At 41.2% G+C, this 19,655-nt stretch carries 15 protein-coding genes and 1 CRISPR repeat array; of the genes, 8 read left to right on the top strand and 7 right to left on the bottom strand.

Going from position 1 to position 19,655, the window contains the following annotated elements:
- Positions 1-6: 6 nt before the first annotated feature.
- The 5 genes from gyrB to dnaA all read right to left on the bottom strand — a co-directional run bounded on the left by gyrB (position 7) and on the right by dnaA (position 6,206).
- Complete coding sequence (gene gyrB / locus AC27FM_RS06385; protein ID WP_487086848.1) at positions 7-1,959, bottom strand: DNA topoisomerase (ATP-hydrolyzing) subunit B; 1,953 nt, start codon at positions 1,957-1,959, stop codon at positions 7-9.
- On the bottom strand, positions 1,959-3,080 hold the full coding sequence (recF, locus tag AC27FM_RS06380; RefSeq protein WP_487086847.1) for a DNA replication/repair protein RecF: 1,122 nt from the start codon (positions 3,078-3,080) through the stop codon (positions 1,959-1,961). Before recF ends, gyrB begins: the two co-directional genes overlap by 1 nt.
- Positions 3,081-3,290: a S4 domain-containing protein YaaA gene (yaaA, locus tag AC27FM_RS06375; protein ID WP_487086845.1), complete on the bottom strand. Its 210-nt coding sequence runs from the start codon at positions 3,288-3,290 to the stop codon at positions 3,081-3,083. It lies immediately after the preceding gene.
- 244 nt (positions 3,291-3,534) lie between these two features.
- On the bottom strand, positions 3,535-4,671 hold the full coding sequence (gene dnaN, locus AC27FM_RS06370; RefSeq protein WP_487086843.1) for a DNA polymerase III subunit beta: 1,137 nt from the start codon (positions 4,669-4,671) through the stop codon (positions 3,535-3,537).
- Positions 4,672-4,829: 158 nt separating this feature from the next.
- Complete coding sequence (gene dnaA, locus AC27FM_RS06365; protein WP_487086841.1) at positions 4,830-6,206, bottom strand: chromosomal replication initiator protein DnaA; 1,377 nt, start codon at positions 6,204-6,206, stop codon at positions 4,830-4,832.
- Positions 6,207-6,720: 514 nt separating this feature from the next.
- On the opposite strand from dnaA, the gene rpmH reads away from it, so the two are divergent.
- The 7 genes from rpmH (at position 6,721) to AC27FM_RS06330 (ending at position 15,749) form a co-directional block, all read left to right on the top strand.
- Positions 6,721-6,861 carry a 50S ribosomal protein L34 gene (rpmH, locus tag AC27FM_RS06360; RefSeq protein ID WP_010625561.1) on the top strand — a complete coding sequence of 47 codons (141 nt, stop codon included), beginning with the start codon at positions 6,721-6,723 and terminating at the stop codon, positions 6,859-6,861.
- Positions 6,862-6,925: 64 nt separating this feature from the next.
- Complete coding sequence (rnpA, locus tag AC27FM_RS06355) at positions 6,926-7,267, top strand: ribonuclease P protein component (RefSeq protein ID WP_487086838.1); 342 nt, start codon at positions 6,926-6,928, stop codon at positions 7,265-7,267.
- A 30-nt stretch (positions 7,268-7,297) separates the two neighbouring features.
- Entirely contained in the window at positions 7,298-8,140 is an 843-nt protein-coding gene (gene yidC / locus AC27FM_RS06350; protein ID WP_487086836.1) for a membrane protein insertase YidC, read from the top strand.
- A 197-nt stretch (positions 8,141-8,337) separates the two neighbouring features.
- Positions 8,338-9,726: a tRNA uridine-5-carboxymethylaminomethyl(34) synthesis GTPase MnmE gene (gene mnmE / locus AC27FM_RS06345; RefSeq protein ID WP_487086834.1), complete on the top strand. Its 1,389-nt coding sequence runs from the start codon at positions 8,338-8,340 to the stop codon at positions 9,724-9,726.
- 15 nt (positions 9,727-9,741) lie between these two features.
- Positions 9,742-11,643, top strand: a complete 1,902-nt coding sequence (mnmG, locus tag AC27FM_RS06340; protein WP_487086833.1) for a tRNA uridine-5-carboxymethylaminomethyl(34) synthesis enzyme MnmG — start codon at positions 9,742-9,744, stop codon at positions 11,641-11,643.
- Positions 11,644-11,817: 174 nt separating this feature from the next.
- Positions 11,818-14,598 carry a cation-translocating P-type ATPase gene (locus AC27FM_RS06335; RefSeq protein ID WP_487086900.1) on the top strand — a complete coding sequence of 927 codons (2,781 nt, stop codon included), beginning with the start codon at positions 11,818-11,820 and terminating at the stop codon, positions 14,596-14,598.
- A 251-nt stretch (positions 14,599-14,849) separates the two neighbouring features.
- Positions 14,850-15,749 (top strand): Gfo/Idh/MocA family protein, encoded by a 900-nt coding sequence (locus AC27FM_RS06330; RefSeq protein ID WP_487086832.1) that lies wholly within the window; start codon positions 14,850-14,852, stop codon positions 15,747-15,749.
- Positions 15,750-15,849: 100 nt separating this feature from the next.
- On the opposite strand, the gene AC27FM_RS06325 is transcribed toward AC27FM_RS06330, so the two are convergent.
- Complete coding sequence (locus AC27FM_RS06325; RefSeq protein WP_487086830.1) at positions 15,850-17,220, bottom strand: amino acid permease; 1,371 nt, start codon at positions 17,218-17,220, stop codon at positions 15,850-15,852.
- A 121-nt stretch (positions 17,221-17,341) separates the two neighbouring features.
- Positions 17,342-18,049: a glucosamine-6-phosphate deaminase gene (locus AC27FM_RS06320; protein WP_487086829.1), complete on the bottom strand. Its 708-nt coding sequence runs from the start codon at positions 18,047-18,049 to the stop codon at positions 17,342-17,344.
- Positions 18,050-18,218: 169 nt separating this feature from the next.
- On the opposite strand from AC27FM_RS06320, the gene AC27FM_RS06315 reads away from it, so the two are divergent.
- Positions 18,219-19,067, top strand: a complete 849-nt coding sequence (locus AC27FM_RS06315) for an alpha/beta fold hydrolase (protein WP_487086827.1) — start codon at positions 18,219-18,221, stop codon at positions 19,065-19,067.
- A 247-nt stretch (positions 19,068-19,314) separates the two neighbouring features.
- Positions 19,315-19,614: direct repeats of the CRISPR family, unit length 36 nt; unit sequence GGTTCTAAGCTACATGAAATGACGTACTACTAAAAC.
- Positions 19,615-19,655 lie beyond the last annotated feature (41 nt).

The following is a 19,655-nucleotide window of genomic DNA, read 5'->3' as shown; positions in this document are numbered from 1 at the left end:
AACCCCCTAATAATCAACTTCAGCGTATTGAGCATTTGCTTCGATAAATTCTCTTCTTGGTTCAACTTTGTCACCCATCAACATTGAGAAGATCTTGTTGGCTTCGATAGCGTCATCTAAATTAACTCGATCCAATCTTCTCTTATCTGGGTCCATTGTCGTATCCCACAATTGATCAGCGTCCATTTCACCAAGACCCTTGTAACGTTGGATCTTTGGTTCTGGCTTGGCAGGTAATTGGGAAACGAAGTCGTCCTTTTCCTTATCAGTATCGAAGTATCTCATCATCTTACCTTGGCGAACTTGATACAAAGGTGGCTTAGCGATATAAACATAGCCTGCGTCAACGATCGGACGCATGTATCTATACAGTAGTGTCAACAATAAAGTTCTGATATGAGCACCATCGACATCGGCATCAGTCATGATGATGACTTTGTGATAGCGAGCCTTGGAAATATCAAAGTCATCCCCAAAACCTGTACCCATGGCTGTAAAAAGCGTTCTGATTTCTTCATTAGCTAAGATTTTGTCCATTGAAGCTTTTTCAACGTTCAAGATCTTACCTCTGATTGGCAAAATAGCCTGTGTCAAACGGGAGCGGCCAGTCTTGGCAGAACCACCAGCTGAGTCACCCTCGACAATAAATAATTCAGAGATTGCAGGGTCTTTACTAGAGTTATCAGCTAACTTACCTGGTAAATTACTGATCTCCAAACCATTTTGCTTTCTAGTCACTTCACGAGCACGTTTGGCAGCCATCCGTGCCTTAGTAGCTAAGCTACCTTTTTCAACGATCTTCCTAGCAACACCAGGATTTTCCATCATGAACTTCATGAAGTGCTCGCTGAAAAGACGGTCAGTGATCGTTCGAGCGTCGGAATTACCCAACTTCGTCTTCGTCTGACCTTCGAATTGTGGATCTGGATGTTTGACACTGACTACTGCCGTCATACCTTCACGAACATCCTCACCAGATAATTTTTCATTTTCTTTTAATAGTTTATTCTTGTGCGCGTAGTCATTGATGACACGTGTCAAAGCTGTCTTAAAACCAACTTCGTGCGTTCCACCTTCATAAGTATGGATGTTGTTGGCAAAAGTCATCAAGTTAGTATGGAATTCATCTGTGTATTGCAACGCAACTTCCACGGTGATCCCTTTTTGAATACCTTCTAGATAGATCGGCTCATCAAAGACGACGTCCTTGTCCTTGTCCATGAACTCGACGTAACTCTTGATACCACCTTCATAGTGGAAGACTAATTTCTCAGCCGTATCAGCACGCTTGTCTGTGAAAGTCAATTTCAAACCTTTGTTCAAGAATGCTAGTTCACGAATTCTCGTCGTCAAGATCTTGTCATCATAGACTACCGTCTCCGTGAAAATATCAGGATCAGGAACGAAGTGTACCCGTGTGCCGTGTTCAAATTCTGGCGCATCGCCGATCAAGTGCATAGGATGTGTCACCTTACCCTTAGAGAAGTTGACACCATATTGCTTGCCAGCTCGAGTAACGACAACGTCTAATTCCGTACTCAAAGCATTAACTACAGAAGCACCAACACCGTGAAGTCCACCCGAGACTTTGTATCCGCCACCGCCGAATTTACCACCGGCATGCAGGATAGTGAAGACAGTTTCTAGCGCAGGCTTGCCTGTCTTCTTTTGGATATCGATCGGAATACCACGACCATCATCGGTAACGGTGATTGAATTGTCAGGCTCAACAGTCACTTCGATCTTTGTCGCAAATCCAGCTAAGGCTTCATCGATACCATTGTCGATGATTTCCCAAACTAGATGGTGTAAACCTTGCTTACTAGTAGAACCGATGTACATACCGGGTCTTTTACGAACAGCTTCAAGTCCTTCAAGGACTTGAATTTGGCTAGCGTCATATTCTTCAGCTAACTCTTCTTTTTTCTCTAGTTCAGCTTTTTTACTGTTTTCAGCCATTAAACTTCCTCCTGTTGAACTTTCCCATTAGTAATATTTAAAATATTCGGATTCTTAACGATCGATGAGTCGACATCTTCGAGCGACGTTGTTGTGATAAAGGTTTGAATGCCACGGCCGATCGATGAAAGCAAGTGCGTCTGACGTTTCTGATCCAACTCTGACAGAACATCATCCAATAAGAGGATTGGATAGTCACCCACTTGTTCTTTTATCAATTCCACCTCAGCTAATTTCAAACTCAGAGCAACCGAACGCTGCTGTCCTTGAGAACCGAAATCTTGAACGTTTTTATCGTTGATCAAAAATTTAATATCATCCCGATGTGGTCCGAATAGCGTCACACCGCGTTGAATCTCCTTTTGATAGTTATCCTTAAAAGCCTTCTTATAAATATCATATATATCTTCTAAAGATTTTTCGTTACTATCGTAAAAACTCGAGTAGACAACTTGCAAGACTTCTTGGTGATCAGTGATCTGGTCGTGGATCTTTGCAATGTGGACTTGCAGTTTTTTCAGAAAATCCAGACGTGTCCTGACCACTTCCGCGCAATAAGCTGCCAGTTGATCGGACAAAACCTCCAAATAAACTAGATCTTTGGTCTGATGGTGTTGAAGTTTTTTCAGATAGGCATTCCGTTGCTTCAAGACTTGTCGGAATTGACTGACAGTCTTCAAGTACTGTCCTGAGATCTGTCCAAACTCCATATCAATAAATTTCCGGCGGATACCAGGATTGCCTTTGACAATCGATAAATCCTCCGGAGAAAACAAAACAACGTTCAAATTTCCTATGTAACTAGATAATTTACGTTGTTCTAAATTATTCAGTTTTGCTTTTTTTCCTGACTTACTGATCACCAAGTCTAATTTTAGTCGACTAGAATTATCCTTGATCACAATACCGGAGATTCGGGCAAACTCACTACCCCATCTGATTAAATCTTTGTCGTTCGACGTTCGATGGCTTCTGGTCAAAGCTAAAAAATACATAGCCTCTAATAAATTCGTTTTACCTTGGGCATTATGTCCCAAAAAAACATTAATGTTCGGTGAAAAACCAATCGTCAAAGACTCGTAGTTTCGATAATCTTGAAGTCGAAGTTCTTTTATATACAACTATTCGATTTCAAAACTTTGATCATCGATTACGACTACATCGCCCTTGTGCAATTTCTTGCCGCGACGGTTTTCCGGTTCACCATTCAGAGAGACTGAATTCTCTTGCAAGAACCACTTAGCTTGGCCGCCAGTTGAAATTATCCCAGCATCCTTGAGTAGTTGACCTAATGTGATAAATTCAGTATCGATCGTTATTTTTTGCGACATATTAACACCCTATTTATTAGATTTATACCAGTAAAGACATACCATAATTATAGTTGTTTTCACTTTAAAAGACAACTGAAATGTAATTTATAGGCTCTCTAAGCAATTTTTGACAAAACTAGTATCCACCCACTAAAAAAGTTTTAAAAATCGCGTAAAGCAAAAAAGAACGCTTAAAACGTAATCAAGGGAAAAAAAAGCTCAGAACGAAATGTTCTGAGCTTTTTTCATCCAGTCAAGAAATTTAGAAAGTTCTCACTGGAGTGATCAGTTGTACAAAATTGTCTTTATCATCCACGGGACGAAGTGTAAATGGGTGTAATGGTGAGGTAAAACTCATCTCGATCATCGTGTTACTACCAAATGAACGTAGAGCGTCTTTCAAATAATCTGGATTAAAGGAAATATCCAAATCATCTCCTTCAAGGTTTTCAAAGTCTAAGACTTCTTCAACTGTACCTACTTCAGGAGAGTTGCCATAGAGTGTTGCTTTCTTGTCAGCTGACTTGATCTCCAATTTGATCACGTTATTGCGGCTTTCGTGTGAAAGCAATGAAGCACGTTCAACTGAAGCTAGTAGATTGGAAGTGTCAAATGTCAGACGGGTGTTGGAATCTTCTGGGATCAGACGGTCGGTTTCAGGATATCTACCATCCAATAGTCGTGAATAAAACATCACATTGTCAAAGCTATACAGAACTTGATTCTCAGAGATCGACATTGAGATCTCTTTGACCGAGTCACTGATCGTTCTAACTAATTCAATCAGACTCTTACCGGGAATGATCAAGTTGTATTCTTCTTCACTCGTGATGTTGATCTTTCTTTGTGAGAGACGATGAGAGTCGGTCGCAACCAGAGTCAGACCTTCGCTATTGATGATGAAGTTGACACCAGTCAAAACCGGACGGCTCTCTTGATTGGAGACGGCGATAACAGTCTGATTGATCACTTCTTTGAAGAGGTCTGTTGGGAAGAGCAATTGATTGTCCACTTCTACTTCGGGAAGCCGTGGATAATTATTTGCATCCAGACCATTGATAGTGAATTCAGAAACTCCGGATGTAATTAGAGTCTGATTGTTGTTCAAGACTTCTAATTCGAAGTTGTCACCAGGAAGTTTCTTGATGATCTCATTGAAGAAACGAGCTGGCAAGACGATTGCTCCAATACTTTCGATCTTGAGATCGTTGTCAGCATCATCCTTAGAAATAAAAGCAGTGATCGAGATATCAGAATTACTACCAGTGATAGTTAGACCTGATTCAGTTAAGTCGAGTTTCATCCCAGTTAAAATCGGAATAGTAGTTTTGGTTGAAATTGCACGTTGAACATTTGTAGTTTGATTGACGAATTTAGTACGATCAATTGAAAATTTCATTGACGCGTCTCCTTTTTAATTAATTAATATATAAATAGAAGTAGTAGTAGGTGCTGTGGATTCTGTGGAAAACTTATTTGAAGCCAACAACCTGTTGAAAACTACTTGTTATTAACAGCTGTGGAAAACTTTAGAAAAAGTGAAAAGTTATCAACATGTTAATTTCTCAGTTCATCCTTGAGTTCATTGACAGCCATTTTGATCTCATCATCTTTAATGACTAACTCGGCTATTTTATCACATGAATGCATAACTGTCGTATGATCTTTGCCGCCAAATTCCATTCCGATCTGTGGTAATGAACGATCGGTCAATTCTCTAGCTAGATACATCGCGATCTGACGGGGCACAACGATCGTTTTGACACGTTTTTTCCCTTTCAAGTCATTGATGGAAACGTGATAGTATTTTGCAACTTTATTTTGGATGTTCGCAATCGAGAGTCCCTTTTTCTCTTTTGAGAGTTTGAATAATTTCAAAGCATCCGCGGCGACTGATTTAGTTATATCAGCGTTTTCTAAAGTCGAATAAGCCTGAACTCTGATCAGGGCACCTTCTAATTCACGGACGTTAGTGTCGACTTGTTCGGCGATATAAGACAGAGTGTCATTTGGAATCTCCAGTTTTTCAGCCTCGGCCTTATTGCGCAAGATAGCAATTCTAGTTTCCAAGTCTGGGGCCGTGATATCGACTGATAGTCCCCATTTAAAGCGAGAAACTAATCGTTCTTGTAACTTTGGGATCTCATTTGGTAGGCGATCCGAAGTCATGACGATCTGTTTACCGTTGTCATGTAATTCGTTGAAAGTGTGGAAAAATTCTTCTTGTGTCCCCTCTTTTTCAGCGAAAAACTGAATGTCGTCTATTAATAAGAGATCAACATTGCGATATTCTTGTCGGAAATCATCCTGCGTTCTAGTTTGGATGGAATTGATAAAGTCGTTGGCAAACGTCTCACTCGTAACGTATTTGACTTTAGATCCGGGATCGATCTTGATCATTTGATGGCCGATGGCTTGCATCAGATGGGTTTTTCCTAGTCCTACACCTCCGTAGATGAATAACGGATTGTAAATGACTCCCGGTTCTTCAGCGACCGCTAGAGCAGCAGCGTGAGCCATTTGGTTACCTGATCCAGTGATGAAAGAATCAAAGGTGTATTTAGGATTTAGATGAGAGTTGTGGAAAACATGACCCTCATTTTTTTTGTCAGTTTCAGCTTTTCTTGGAGATTCTTCACGTGGCTGTTCACTTTTAGCGTGCTCATCTTCAGTTTCGATAACAGGATTGAGCTCGATTCCGTTCAGTTCATAAGAATAAATGGCAATGTCTTCGGCGTAGTGACGTTCCCAATAATCTTTGTGAAGTTCAGTCGGAACCGTAATGTGGATGTCGTTTCCTTGGATATACAAAGGTTTGGCACTTCCGACCCAAGTAGTGTAGCTGACTGAGGTAAGGTTCTTTTTAAGTTTTTCGGTCAAATAAGTCCAAAAGTCAGTTAATGCTGAATCGGATGAATTATTTATATTTTGCACGGATTTCCCCCCAATCACATTTGTGGATATTTTTTTACGGAAAAAAGACATGGTATATTTTAGCATTCTATATAATAGTTTTCCACAGAACAGATGTTTAAATTTATTTATTTTAACAAGCTGTTTATCAACAAGTTATTTAGCTGTGGATTTATGTTGATTTTTTGAGTTATCAACACAGTTATCCACAGATATGGAATCTGTAAACCCCTGATATGACGCCAAAAAAGCAACTTGGTAACTGGACTTTTTAACCTGTGGATAACTAAAACACAGTCAAAATCTTCGTGGGAAAAGAATGTTTAACTAGCTGTGGATAAAAATACTTGTTCGACTAATCCACAAATTATCCACAATCGATTTTGTTAAAAACTTTTCCGAACTTTTTGTGAAATTACTATTAACTATCCAAAAAAAATAGTTTAAATTGCTTGCAAAGCATGGTATTATATACGAGCAATTGTCTGAAGAAGTGAAATTTTAAATTAAAGTTTAAAGTCAGGAGGTTTATTGAATGACTACAAAGAGAACATTTCAACCTAAGAAGCGTCATCGTGAACGTGTCCATGGTTTCATGAAAAGAATGAGTACAAGTAATGGTCGCAAGGTTCTTGCAAGACGCCGCAAAAAGGGTAGAAAAGTATTATCAGCTTAGTTTTGAAGGATCACTAATTTTTGGTGGTCTTTTTTTATTACAACTTAAGAGACTATGGTGACATATGAGAAAAAGTTATCGCATTAAAAAAGAAAATGAATACCAATATGTCTATTCACAAGGAAAATCTTGCGCCAATCGCAATTTTGTTTTGTATCAGATCCCCAAAGAGGGCCAGAAACATTTTCGAGTGGGGTTATCAGTTGGTAAAAAAGTTTCCCATACCGCTGTTGGACGAAATCGTATCAAAAGATATGTTCGACAATCTTTATTGGAATTGAAACCAGAAATACCGGCTGAATTGGACTTCTTGATCATCGCAAGAAAACCAGCCGTGAACTTAGACATGTTTGAAACGAAAAAAAATATCGTACATTTACTGAAATTAGGTAAAATAATAGGGTAAGAAAAATATATAGACTTATAGGTGTAAAAGGTGAATAAAAAAAGCTTAAAGAAGTACTTAGGTGTTGCACTCTTATTGAGTGTGGTTCTAGTTTTAGCCGGTTGTTCCAACCTAAATGAGCCAATTACAAGTAACAGTACAGGATTCTGGGATCACTATGTTATTTATAGTTTTTCAAGATTTATTCTGTGGTTGGCATCACTGGTTGGAAACAGCTATGGTTGGGCAATTATCCTCTTTACTATCGTTATTAGAGTTGTCTTATTGCCGCTTAACTGGTTCCAGATTAGAAGTATGAACAAACAGATGCAGATCCAGCCACAGATGCAGGCTCTGCAAAAGAAATACTCTGACAAAGATGTCGATACACAACAGAAGTTACGTGAAGAAACACAGAAACTATACAGTGAAGCTGGTGTCAATCCGGTCGCAGGATGTCTACCATTAGTCGTTCAGATGCCAGTTATGTTCGCGTTGTATCAAGCGATTTACAAGACGACGCAATTGCGTGATGGTAGTTTCTTATGGATGCAGTTAGGTAAGGCTGACCCTTATTACATCATGGCGATCCTCGCTGCTGCCTTTACTTTCTTGAGTACTTACATTTCTAGTTACTCACAACCAACGCAAAACGCTACTACGAAGATGATGACTTACATCATGCCAATCTTCATCCTTGTACCAGCCTTGACATTCCCATCTGCTATCACACTTTATTGGGTTGTCACTAATGCGTTCCAAGTTCTCCAGACATTGGCTTTCCAAAATCCTTTCAAGTACCGTCGCGAAAAGAGGGAAAAGGAAGAAGCAGAACGTGAGAAACAACGTCGACTCAGAAGAGCCAAAAAACGTGTTTACAAGCGTCGTAAATAATTGACAATTTGAACAAATGTCGTTAAGATGTTTTAGAAATTTGTTTTGAAAATTGTTATATATAGAAAAGTAGTCAAAGTGCTTTTCCGCCTTAGGCGGATTATGCACTTTTTTTGTGCCTTAAAACACAAAAAAAGCCGCAGAGATTTCAAAAATGAATTCAATAATACTACTGAATAAACAATTCAAAGGAGATTATGATGGCAACAGTTACCGAATATGACACAATAGCAGCTATTTCGACTCCACCGGGGGAGGGCGGTATTTCTATCGTCCGTGTTTCTGGTGATCAAGCACTTGAGGTCGCACAAAAAATCTATAAGGGCAAAGATCTAGCAAAAGTTCCAACACATACGATCAATTATGGCCATATCTACGATCCGACTGATAACAGTCTCGTAGATGAGGTCATGGTATCCGTGATGCGTGCCCCTAAGACTTTTACGCGTGAAGACATCGTGGAGATCAATACACACGGTGGGATCGTACCTACGAATAAGGTCTTGCAACTATTGATCGGTGCCGGTGCACGCATGGCTGAACCGGGTGAATTCACTAAGCGCGCCTTCTTGAATGGTCGTATCGACCTAACTGAGGCCGAGTCCGTCATGGATCTGATCCGAGCTAAGACAGACAAGGCGATGCAAGTTGCTGTCAATCAACTAGATGGTAATTTGAACCATTTGATCTCTAATCTACGTCAAGAGATCCTCGATGCTTTAGCTCAAGTTGAAGTCAATATCGACTACCCAGAATATGATACTGAGCAGATGACCACGAAGATGTTGTTAGAAAAGGCCAGACTGGTCGGGACTAATATCGATAGTCTTCTCAAGACTGCGGATTCGGGTGAGATCTTGCAACATGGACTAGCTACTGCGATCGTTGGTAAGCCTAACGTTGGTAAATCTAGTTTGCTGAACCGATTATTGGACGAAGATAAGGCGATCGTAACAGATGTTGCTGGGACGACCCGTGATGTCGTTGAACAGTATGTCAATATCGACGGTGTACCTCTGAAATTGATCGACACGGCTGGTGTCCGTGATACTGATGATAAGGTCGAAAAAATCGGAGTCGAACGCTCGATCAAAGCGCTGAATGAAGCTGATTTGGTGATCTTAGTGATCGACTCAAGTCGTGACCTAGAGGCAGACGACCTTGAATTATTGAATGCCACAAAAGAGAAACGTCGGATCATCATCTTCAATAAGAATGACTTAGTACCCGTTATAACGCCGATGGACGTCAAGCAATTGAAAGACGACGATATTATTTTGGTCACTTCTGCTATCAAAAATGACGGTATCGACCAGATCAAACAAACGATCGGTAAGATCTTCAACGCCGGGATCGAAGACAGTAGCACTGACGTGATCATTACCAGTGCCCGTCAAGCGGGATTATTGCGTCAAGCCAAAGAAAACTTGAACGACGTGATCTCTGGAATCGAAGCGGGGATGCCGATTGACTTAGTTCAGATCGACATGACTTCTTGTTGGGATACATTAGGTGAAATAACTGGTGAGAGCTACCCAGACGAATTGATAACACAATTGTTCTCACAATTCTGCTTAGGAAAATAGAAAATAGGTGAAAGAATGCAAGTAAAGGAATTTGATTCAGAGAATTACGATGTAGTCGTTGTAGGAGCCGGACATGCTGGTTCTGAGGCTGCCTTAGCAAGTGCCCGTATGGGTCAAAAAACACTCTTAGTTACGATAAATTTGGACATGGTAGCATTTATGCCATGTAACCCTTCAGTCGGAGGACCTGCCAAAGGGATCGTAGTTAGAGAAGTCGATGCTCTCGGTGGTGAGATGGCTAAGACGATCGACAAGACTTATATCCAGATGCGGATGTTGAATACCGGTAAGGGTCCAGCAGTCCGTGCCTTGCGTGCTCAAGCAGATAAGAACTTATATCACCGAATGATGAAAGAAACTTTGGAAAATGAGCCTAATTTGACTTTGCGTCAGGGGATCGTTGACAAATTGATCGTGGAAGATGGCGTCTGTAAAGGTGTCGTTACCGCTACTGGTGCCAGATACCATGCCAAGTCAATCGTCTTGACAGCCGGTACTTCATCACGTGGTAAGATCATCATCGGAGAGTTGATGTACTCATCTGGACCTAACAACAGTATCCCATCGATCAAATTATCTGAAGACCTTGAGAAAAATGGCTTCAAATTGACTCGCTTCAAGACAGGAACGCCACCACGAGTGAACAAGTCTACGATCGACTTCGATAAGACCGAAGAACAACCGGGTGACAAGGAACCAAATCACTTTTCTTTCGAGACACCTGATTCACAATATTTGAAAGACCAACTTTCATGTTGGATGACTTATACTAATGCGACGACACATTCGATCATTCGTGAGAACCTAGATCGTGCGCCAATGTTCTCTGGAGTGATCAAAGGTGTCGGTCCTAGATACTGTCCTTCAATTGAAGATAAGATCGTTCGTTTCGCTGACAAGCCCCGCCATCAGATCTTCTTGGAACCTGAAGGCAAGGATACTGAAGAATATTACGTGGGTGACTTCTCGACTTCGATGCCAGAAGAAGTCCAATTGAAGATGTTACATTCAGTCGCTGGCTTGGAAAATGCCAAGCTGATGCGTCCAGGCTATGCGATCGAGTACGATGTGATTGAACCATGGCAATTGAAGTTGAATCTTGAGACCAAAGTCGTTAAGAATCTCTTCACCGCTGGTCAGATGAATGGTACTTCGGGTTATGAAGAAGCTGCTGGTCAAGGATTGATGGCTGGTATCAACGCTGCTTTGCGGGCGGAAAACAAAGAACCATTTATTTTACGTCGTGATGAAGCATACATCGGCGTTATGATCGACGACTTAGTTACTAAGGGAACTAACGAGCCATATCGCCTGTTGACTAGCCGAGCAGAATATCGATTGATCTTGCGCCACGATAACGCTGATCTGCGTTTAACTGACAAGGGTCATGATCTTGGCTTGATCAGTGAAGACCGTTACATTAAGTTCAATGACAAACGTAACGCTACAGAACAAGAACTAAAACGCCTGAATCGTAAGATGATAACACCTAAGATGGCTGAACCATTCATGGCTAGCCATAATTTGAAAAGCCTCAAGGACGGCATCTTAGCCGACCATCTTTTGAGACGTCCGGAAGTCCATTATGAAGATATCATCGATATGGTCGGTGATCCTGAGGAGGGACCAGTCGATCGTCGTGTGAAAGAACAAGTGGAGATTGCTATCAAGTATGCGGGCTATATTAAGAAAGAACAGATGAAGATCGAACGATTGAAAAAGATGGAGTCGAAGAAGATCCCTGACCGTATCGACTATACGAAAGTCCCTTCATTAGCGACTGAGGCTGTTCAGAAGTTGAGTAAGATCACTCCGGAAACGATTGCTCAAGCCAGCCGTATCAGTGGTGTCAACCCAGCTGATATTGGTATTTTGAGCGTCTATATCGAACAAGGTCGGATCGCCAAGATATCGTAAAAAACGAGTTGATTAAAATTATTCTGATAAGATTAAATTAATATTTATTATAAGTTTTTATTGAAAATAAACTAAAATCTATGCTAAAATTAATTTACTAAGAAATAGAAATGCGAGCCAAGCACAGCCATAATGACTGCAACTTGACCCGCATTTTTTGTCAGGAGGGATTTTATTAGCTACTATACAAAAGAGACCAAGGAAATTTTAAAGGACTTAAACGTTGAACGTACCAAAGGTTTGAGTCAAAAAGAGGCACAGTACCGACTGGAAAAGAACGGTCGAAATGAACTGGCTCAAGAAAAAGAAGTTTCTAAAATAAAACTGTTCTTTAAGAGTTTTAAGGAACCGATCGTAATTATCCTGTTGATCGCGATCGCATTAGCGATTTTTAGTTCGATCTATGATTTTCAGGTTACTAAAAATATCAAACACGCATGGGCTTCAGTCTATGAAGCAATCGCCATCGTGGTAATAATTTTTGTGAATGCTTTTATTTCGTTTTATCAAGCCAACAGTGCACGAAAATCACTGGCGGCTTTGCAAGAGATGTCACATCATCATATCAACACCTTGCGAGATGGTAATTGGCAGCTGGTCGACACGACCCAATTAGTTCCCGGTGACATCGTGAGCGTTAAGATGGGTGACTTCATCGAAGGTGACGTTAGATGGTTGCGAGTGTCAGAATTACAAGTCAACGAATCACATTTGACCGGTGAAGCAGATGCGATCATCAAATCAATTGTGCCATTATCCAAAGATGCCCAGTTAGGCGACCGCACGAATATGGGTTATTCAGGTTCGACCGTCGTTAACGGTAGTGGGATCGGGGTGATCGTGCAAACGGGGATGACGACTGAGTTAGGTAAGATTGCCGGATTACTTCAAAAATCTCCTGATTCCAAAACTCCGATCGAGAAGAATGTTTCGGCACTAGCAAAGAAATTGATGTTCATGGCGGGTGGGATCATTATCTTTACGATCCTCTATGACATCATCAAAGAATTCCTCAATACTGGTGCAATTCAGGTCAACAAGATCCCGGAGATCTTATCTAGTGCGATTGCACTAGCTGTGGCGGCGATACCAGATGCCATGCCAGTTGTTTTGTCGATTGTCTTGACGATCGGCGCAACCATCCTGTCGCGCAACAACGGCCTGATCAAGTCACTCAATAGCGTTGAGACTTTAGGTGCTACGTCATATATTGCCTCAGATAAGACGGGGACTTTGACGAAGAATCAAATGACCGCCGTTAAATTTTGGACTAACAATGCGACTTTTGAAGTCGAGGGACGCGGCTACGACCCAATTGGTGAGATAGCTCCTCTGACGAGTGACCGCAACTATCAGAGCTTCTTAGAAGCCGCAGTACTCGATAATGAAGCTGAGATTCGACAAGATGAGGACCAAAATTGGCAACCGTATGGTAATCCAACTGATGTCTCCTTAGTAGTCCTGGCCGCCAAGGCTGGTATCACACGTAGTGAACTACTCGAAAAGAATAATGATCGTGACATCGACGTCGTAAGGATCTTGCCATTTGACAGTAAGCGCAAGATGATGAGTGTCGTGATCGAAAAAGATGGTGCTTATCAAGTCATTACCAAAGGAGCACCGGATGTTATTTTGAAAAAATCCGACCAGATCTTATTGGATGATGAGATTCGCCCAATTGCGAAGTATCGTCAGAAATTCGACAGTAAGATTTTGGAATTCGCAAATGATGCGCTGAGAACACTGGCAGTCAGTGTCCGTTCAGTGGATGAAAAAATAGCTTTGCACGGAACGGCACAGGAGTTGGAGCAACATCTGACCGTTCTTGGAATTGCCGGTATCATCGATCCACCTAGGGATGAAGTGAAAGATTCAGTAGAAAACTTGAACCAAGCTGGTATCCACGTGGTGATGATCACTGGTGACCATGCGGCCACAGCTCGTGCGATCGCCTATCAATTAGGTATCGTCGATGACAAGGAAGCAAAAGTTGTAGAAGGTAAGCAATTGGAGGAAATGACAGATGATGAATTATTCGAAATCGTTCCTGATACCTACGTCTACGCACGGGTGACACCAGAGCATAAGCAACGGATTATCAAACAATTGCAACGTCACGAAGCCGTAGTTGCGATGACGGGTGATGGTATCAATGACGCCCCAGCTCTGCGAGCAGCTGATATTGGTATCGCGATGGGGATCAATGGCACTGAAGTAACGAAGGATGCTGCGGATCTGGTCTTGCTGGACGACAAGTTCACCACCATCGAAAAGTCAGTTCAGTCTGGGCGTCGTATCTTCGCCAACATTCGCAATTTCATGCGCCAAGAGTTAGTAACGAATGTGGCTGAAGTCTTGTCACTAGTTTTGGGAGTGATATTAATCGCTCGTCCGATCGGACAGATCACGGAGACGACTCCAACCTTAACAGCATTGATGGTCTTGTGGGTCAACATGATCAGCGATTCATTACCATCATTTACCTTAGGATACGACAAACCCGAAGGGGACTTGATGAAGCAGAAACCGCGTAATACGCAAAAATCGATCTTAGACGGCATGCTCGGACGTATCTTCGTTCGCGGTATCGTCATGGGACTGATGGTATTTCTCGCCTTCGTTTGGGCTGCTAAGAGGGGGATGTCGATTCCCGAAGCACAGACGATTGCTTTCTTAACACTTGTTTTTGGACAACTATGGCACATTTTTGATGCCCGTAGTAATCGAACGATTTTTAATCGCCGACCATTGGAGAATAGTCGCTTGAATTTAGCAGTAGCTTTTGCAGCGACTAGTTCGATTTTGGTGACAGTCTTCCCATTCTTCAATAAAGTTATGGGAACAACTTCGTTAGATCCATTAATGTATCTAGCGATAATCTTGATCTCCGCTATCCCCACCTTTGTTATTTCAGGGATCAAGTTGGTAGTTTTGAATATCAGAGAAGGAAAATAATAAATTTTCAGAAGAGCTAGTCATGATTCATTTAAAAATCATGACTAGCTTTTTTTATAAATAAATCCAATTACTCTCGAGGACAAATATTAATTAATAAATAGTTTCATACAAGATATAGTATAAAATTAACCGCCGACTACCATATGTTCCACATGAAACAATTTGCTTCAAAATCGCGTTGTTTCAACATTTATTTGTAAGCGATGACAGAGATTTGGTACACTAATCTGGAAAGTTGAGGTTACGATATGGAAAAAATAGGTGTCATGGGATTAGGGAATATCGCACAGAAGGCATATTTACCAGTAATGGCTAGTTTACAAGATCAGTTTGAATGGCATTTGACGACTAGAAATGTCGAGAAGGGGGAAGCTCTGTGTGCGAAATATGGTTTCAATCATTTACATCAAACGTTGGAACAGCTGATCGATGAGAAGCCACTGGCTGTTTTTGTCCATACACCAACGAAGACGCACGAGGAGATCATCACACAATTATTGCAGGCGGGAATCAATGTTTACGTTGATAAGCCCGTTTCTGAGGATTTGGCAGTAGTTGAGAGATTGTATCGATTAGCGGATGAAAACAATCTGATGCTGACCTGTGGTTTCAATCGCCGTTTCGCACCATTCAATCAAGAACTCAAACAGATTGCTGACAAAAGAACGATAGTTTCTGAAAAAATCAGAGCCAAGGCTCTGGAGCCAGTTAAATTTGCGATCTTTGATTTAATGATACATTCAGTCGATACCGCACTTTATTTGATGGACGAACCGATTCAAACTGCCACAAATCACTTGGTAGTTAAAGATGGCAACCTAGAGCAAGGCTACATCACTCTGACCTCTACACATGAACAAGTGCAAATCATAACCAATATGATCGGCTCGGTGAACTTAGAGAAATCGACCGTTCAAGGGGTAGGTGGTCGTTCGGAAGTCACGAATCTAAATTTATTGAATCAATATCAGACGCAGAGCACGACCCAGATCGCCCGCCCGGACTGGGAACGTAATTTAGTTACGAGAGGCTTTGAACCAATCATCTTAAAATTCTTAGCAGCTGTTTCAGGTGGCTTAGAAAATCCAGTCAAACCAGAGTCGGCTATTTTGAGTCATAAGCTCTGTTCTGACTTATTGAATAGTTAACACTATATCTAGTGAGAACGAATGTTCAAAATACCATATGTTCCATGTGAAACAATTGGGATGAAAAAAAGCGATTAGGAAAACCCTAATCGCTCTTTTATTATGCTTTTCGATAACCATAGGCGAAGTAAATAATGATACCGATGGCAAACCAGCCGATAGAAGCAATCCACGAATTAAGACTGACTTGAGTCATCAGTAGGACACAGAGTCCGGCTGAAATAGCTGGAAACCAAGGATACAGCGGCACTTTGAAGCTACTCTCTGGAACATCTGTCCGATGTCGAAGCTTGATCACACCGATCGACACGAAGACGAATGATAATAAAGTCCCGATATTGACTAAGCTAGTCAGTTCCTTCAACGAAACGAAACCACCTAATAAGACGGCTAAGATCGTGATGGCATTCAGCGAAGTCATCGGCATCTTGGATTTGTCGTCGATTTTGCCGAAGACCTCAGGGATGAGTTTGTCCCGACCTAAGGCATAGACTAGTCGTGAACCTCCATAGATGGTGTTCAACATCATTGTGAACATCCCGGCTAAAGCACCGATACTGATCAAGAAAGTGATCTTACTGAGGCCAACTTGTCGCAGGGCAAAGACGACAGGATCGGAGACGTTCAATTGTCTATAATTGACCATCCCCGTCAAAACTGCCGCCATGATCAAATATAGAGCCGCACAGATAGCTAGAGAAATCATGATTCCGGCAGGGATATTCTTCTGAGGGTTCTTGACCTCTGGCGCTGATGAGGGGATAACGTCGAATCCTAAGTAGGCAAAGAAGACTAAGGCGGCGCCTTTGACGACCCCTAGACCACCCATAGGGAAGTACGGCTGGTAATTTTTGGGTTCGATATAGAATAGACCAATAATGATGAAGGCGATGATGACTGCCAATTTGATAAAGACGACGACGGTATTCATGCGAGCTGACGATTGGACACCGCGTCGTAACAAGAAGTAAATCAAGATCAAAACGACGATCGATGGCAAGTTGATGAAGGTCCCTTCACTGGGGATGAAAGGTCCTGTCAAAGCGTGCGGCATATGGACGCCAAAATTATTGAACATACTGACGAAATAAGCCGAGAATCCAGATGAAACTGCCGCTACTCCGAGGATGTATTCTAGGCACAAAGCCCAACCAACGATCCACCCAGGAAACTGTCCAAAAATAATACTGCCGTAGGAATAGGTACTCCCTGCAACGGGAAACGTTGATGCTAACTCCGCAAAGCACATCGCAGCTAGGACGCAGACGACGGCCGCAAGGATAAAGGAAACGGTGATCGCGGGACCGGAAGTAGAGTAGGCCACGATACCTGGTAAAATAAAGATCCCAGTACCGATGATCGAACCGATCCCCATGGCGATCAAATTATTTTTGGTTAATGTTTTTGAAAAATGAGCGTCATTAGCCATGTAATTTTTATAATCTGCTTTTTTGAATAATTTTTTTAACATAATTTCTCCTCAACCTTTACTAGGCTACTGGTTTTGCTACATTTATGTCAATAAAAAATAGCCTTTTGAAATAAAAATAATTATTCCAAAAGACTATTTATTTTTGCTTAAAAATTTAGTTTTAAAGTTTTGATGCTGCAGCATCGTCAAGAATCAAAGTTACGTCTGGGTGATTTTGTAGTGCACTTGCGGGAACGTCTTCAGTTACAGGTCCGTTGACAGTAGCAGCGACTGCATCAGCTTTGTTCTCACCATATGCAACCAGGATGATCTTCTTAGCTTTGAGGATCGAGCCGATACCCATTGAATAAGCATAACGGGGAACGTCTTTTTCGTCAGCGAAGAAGCGCTTGTTAGCTTCGATAGTTGAGTCAGTTAGAGAAACCTTGCTAGTCTTGCCATCAAGTGGAGAACCGGGTTCGTTGAAGCCGATGTGACCATTTCTACCAATACCTAATACTTGTACATCGATCGGATTGTCTTCGATGATCTTGTCGTAGTCTGAAGTAGCGGCTTCTGCGTCAGGATTAGAACCATCAGGAACGTATGAGTCCTTGAATGGTTTCTTGCTGAATAGATGTTCCTTCATGAAGTAGTGATAACTTTGTTCGTTATCAGCAGTTAGACCAACGTATTCGTCTAGGTTAACTGATGTCATGTTTGAAAAATCAATGTCGCTGCTAGTCATTTCGTTATAGAGAGTGATGGGGCTACTACCAGTTGCCAGTCCCAATACCTTGGCACCATTCTTGATAGCTGAAGCGATGATATTGAATGCTTCCTTACCGCCTAATTCTTGATCTTTAACTTTAATAATGTTCATATCCATAATCTCCCATCTCTTTGTCTGGTCTAGTCCAATTTAACGTTTTTTGTCGAAAAAGTCAATAAAAATCATCGTGAATCATAAAAAAACTAAAAACTTCAGCATAATCAATGCAAAGTCAGGCGAATTTCGGTATATTTTTGATAGTGAGAAAAATTAAAGAGGCTTAAAATTGGAAAAAATATATGAAGTAACTAGTGGTAAGGTAAATATCAAAATCACCGGTGACCTTGAGAGCGACAAGCGGATCATCGTCTTGATACCGGGCATCAATGGCACCGTTGAATACTATAACGATATCACACCTTATCTTCAAAAAAAATACACTGTCATCGCTATGGACCTGTTAGGTCAAGGGAAGTCTAGTCTTTCTAAGACTGATGAATATGACATGGATACGCAAGCTTGGGCTATGCTCGAAGGGATCGCCAGATTACGCATCACTGATAACATGTTGCTGTTCGGATATGGTATCGGTGGCTTAATTGCCAATAGAATGGCAGAATTACGTGATTTCAGCGTTTCTAAACTAATCCTACTCAATACACCAGCTAATGAAAAATACGCTGAGATGGACGCAAATTCATCGTTTGCGGCAATACCAGTATTGGGTAAGATGGCTAAATCACCAGTCAAGTCCAACCTGTACTTTGCCAAGGATTTTGACACTAGCAAGTTGAAGAACCCAAACGTCATCAATGACGCTGCTAATACCGTTGACCGTAAAGTGGCTAAGAAGTTGACGAAGATGGCCGATGATTACTTAGATCAAAAGGCAATGAACAAACGCCTTCGTGCTACCGACTTGCCAACCCTAGCCATCTTCTCTGATGACGATCAGATCTTGACCGAAGCAGGGATCAAAGATGCTAAAGCAACTATTGGTAGAGTACCACGTTTGATGATGAAAGATCTGAAAGATGCCGGTCATGCAGGGATGTTAGAACAACCCGAAGAAGTCGCAAAAATGATTATTGACTTTGATGAGAGTGTTGAAGACGTTGTTAAGATCGACATGTAGTTTTTGAAATTTTAATATGATATAAAAAATCCGCCTGATTATAAGTTTATAATCGGACGGATTTTTAGCATATGGTGAATGCTGTTCTAATTACATGAATGACGAACTTCTAAAACACAGTACTACAATGTAGTCGGTATTTAGATGAACTTTTTGCATTCAAACAATTCTAACATAATATGTTACAAAAGTTGGTTTAATAATGCTATATATTGTTTAACACATATATGAAATTATGCACATGGTAGGTTCTAAGCTACATGAAATGACGTACTACTAAAACCCGATCATTAAAATAGAATTAACTATATCCGGTTCTAAGCTACATGAAATGACGTACTACTAAAACTGGGAGCTACTGTATCCAGCGCCTTGTAGTGGTTCTAAGCTACATGAAATGACGTACTACTAAAACATTAACTAAATTGCGAGTTATCCTATCATTGGTTCTAAGCTACATGAAATGACGTACTACTAAAACTAAACTTAATACTACTATTGAAATGTATATGGTTCTAAGCTACATGAAATGACGTACTACTAAAACCCTTTTATTATCGCCTTTTTTTCCAGCCTCGGTTCTTAACT

Source organism: Companilactobacillus sp. y65-5, from assembly GCF_057541095.1.
This window is presented reverse-complemented; position numbering and strand designations above follow the sequence as displayed.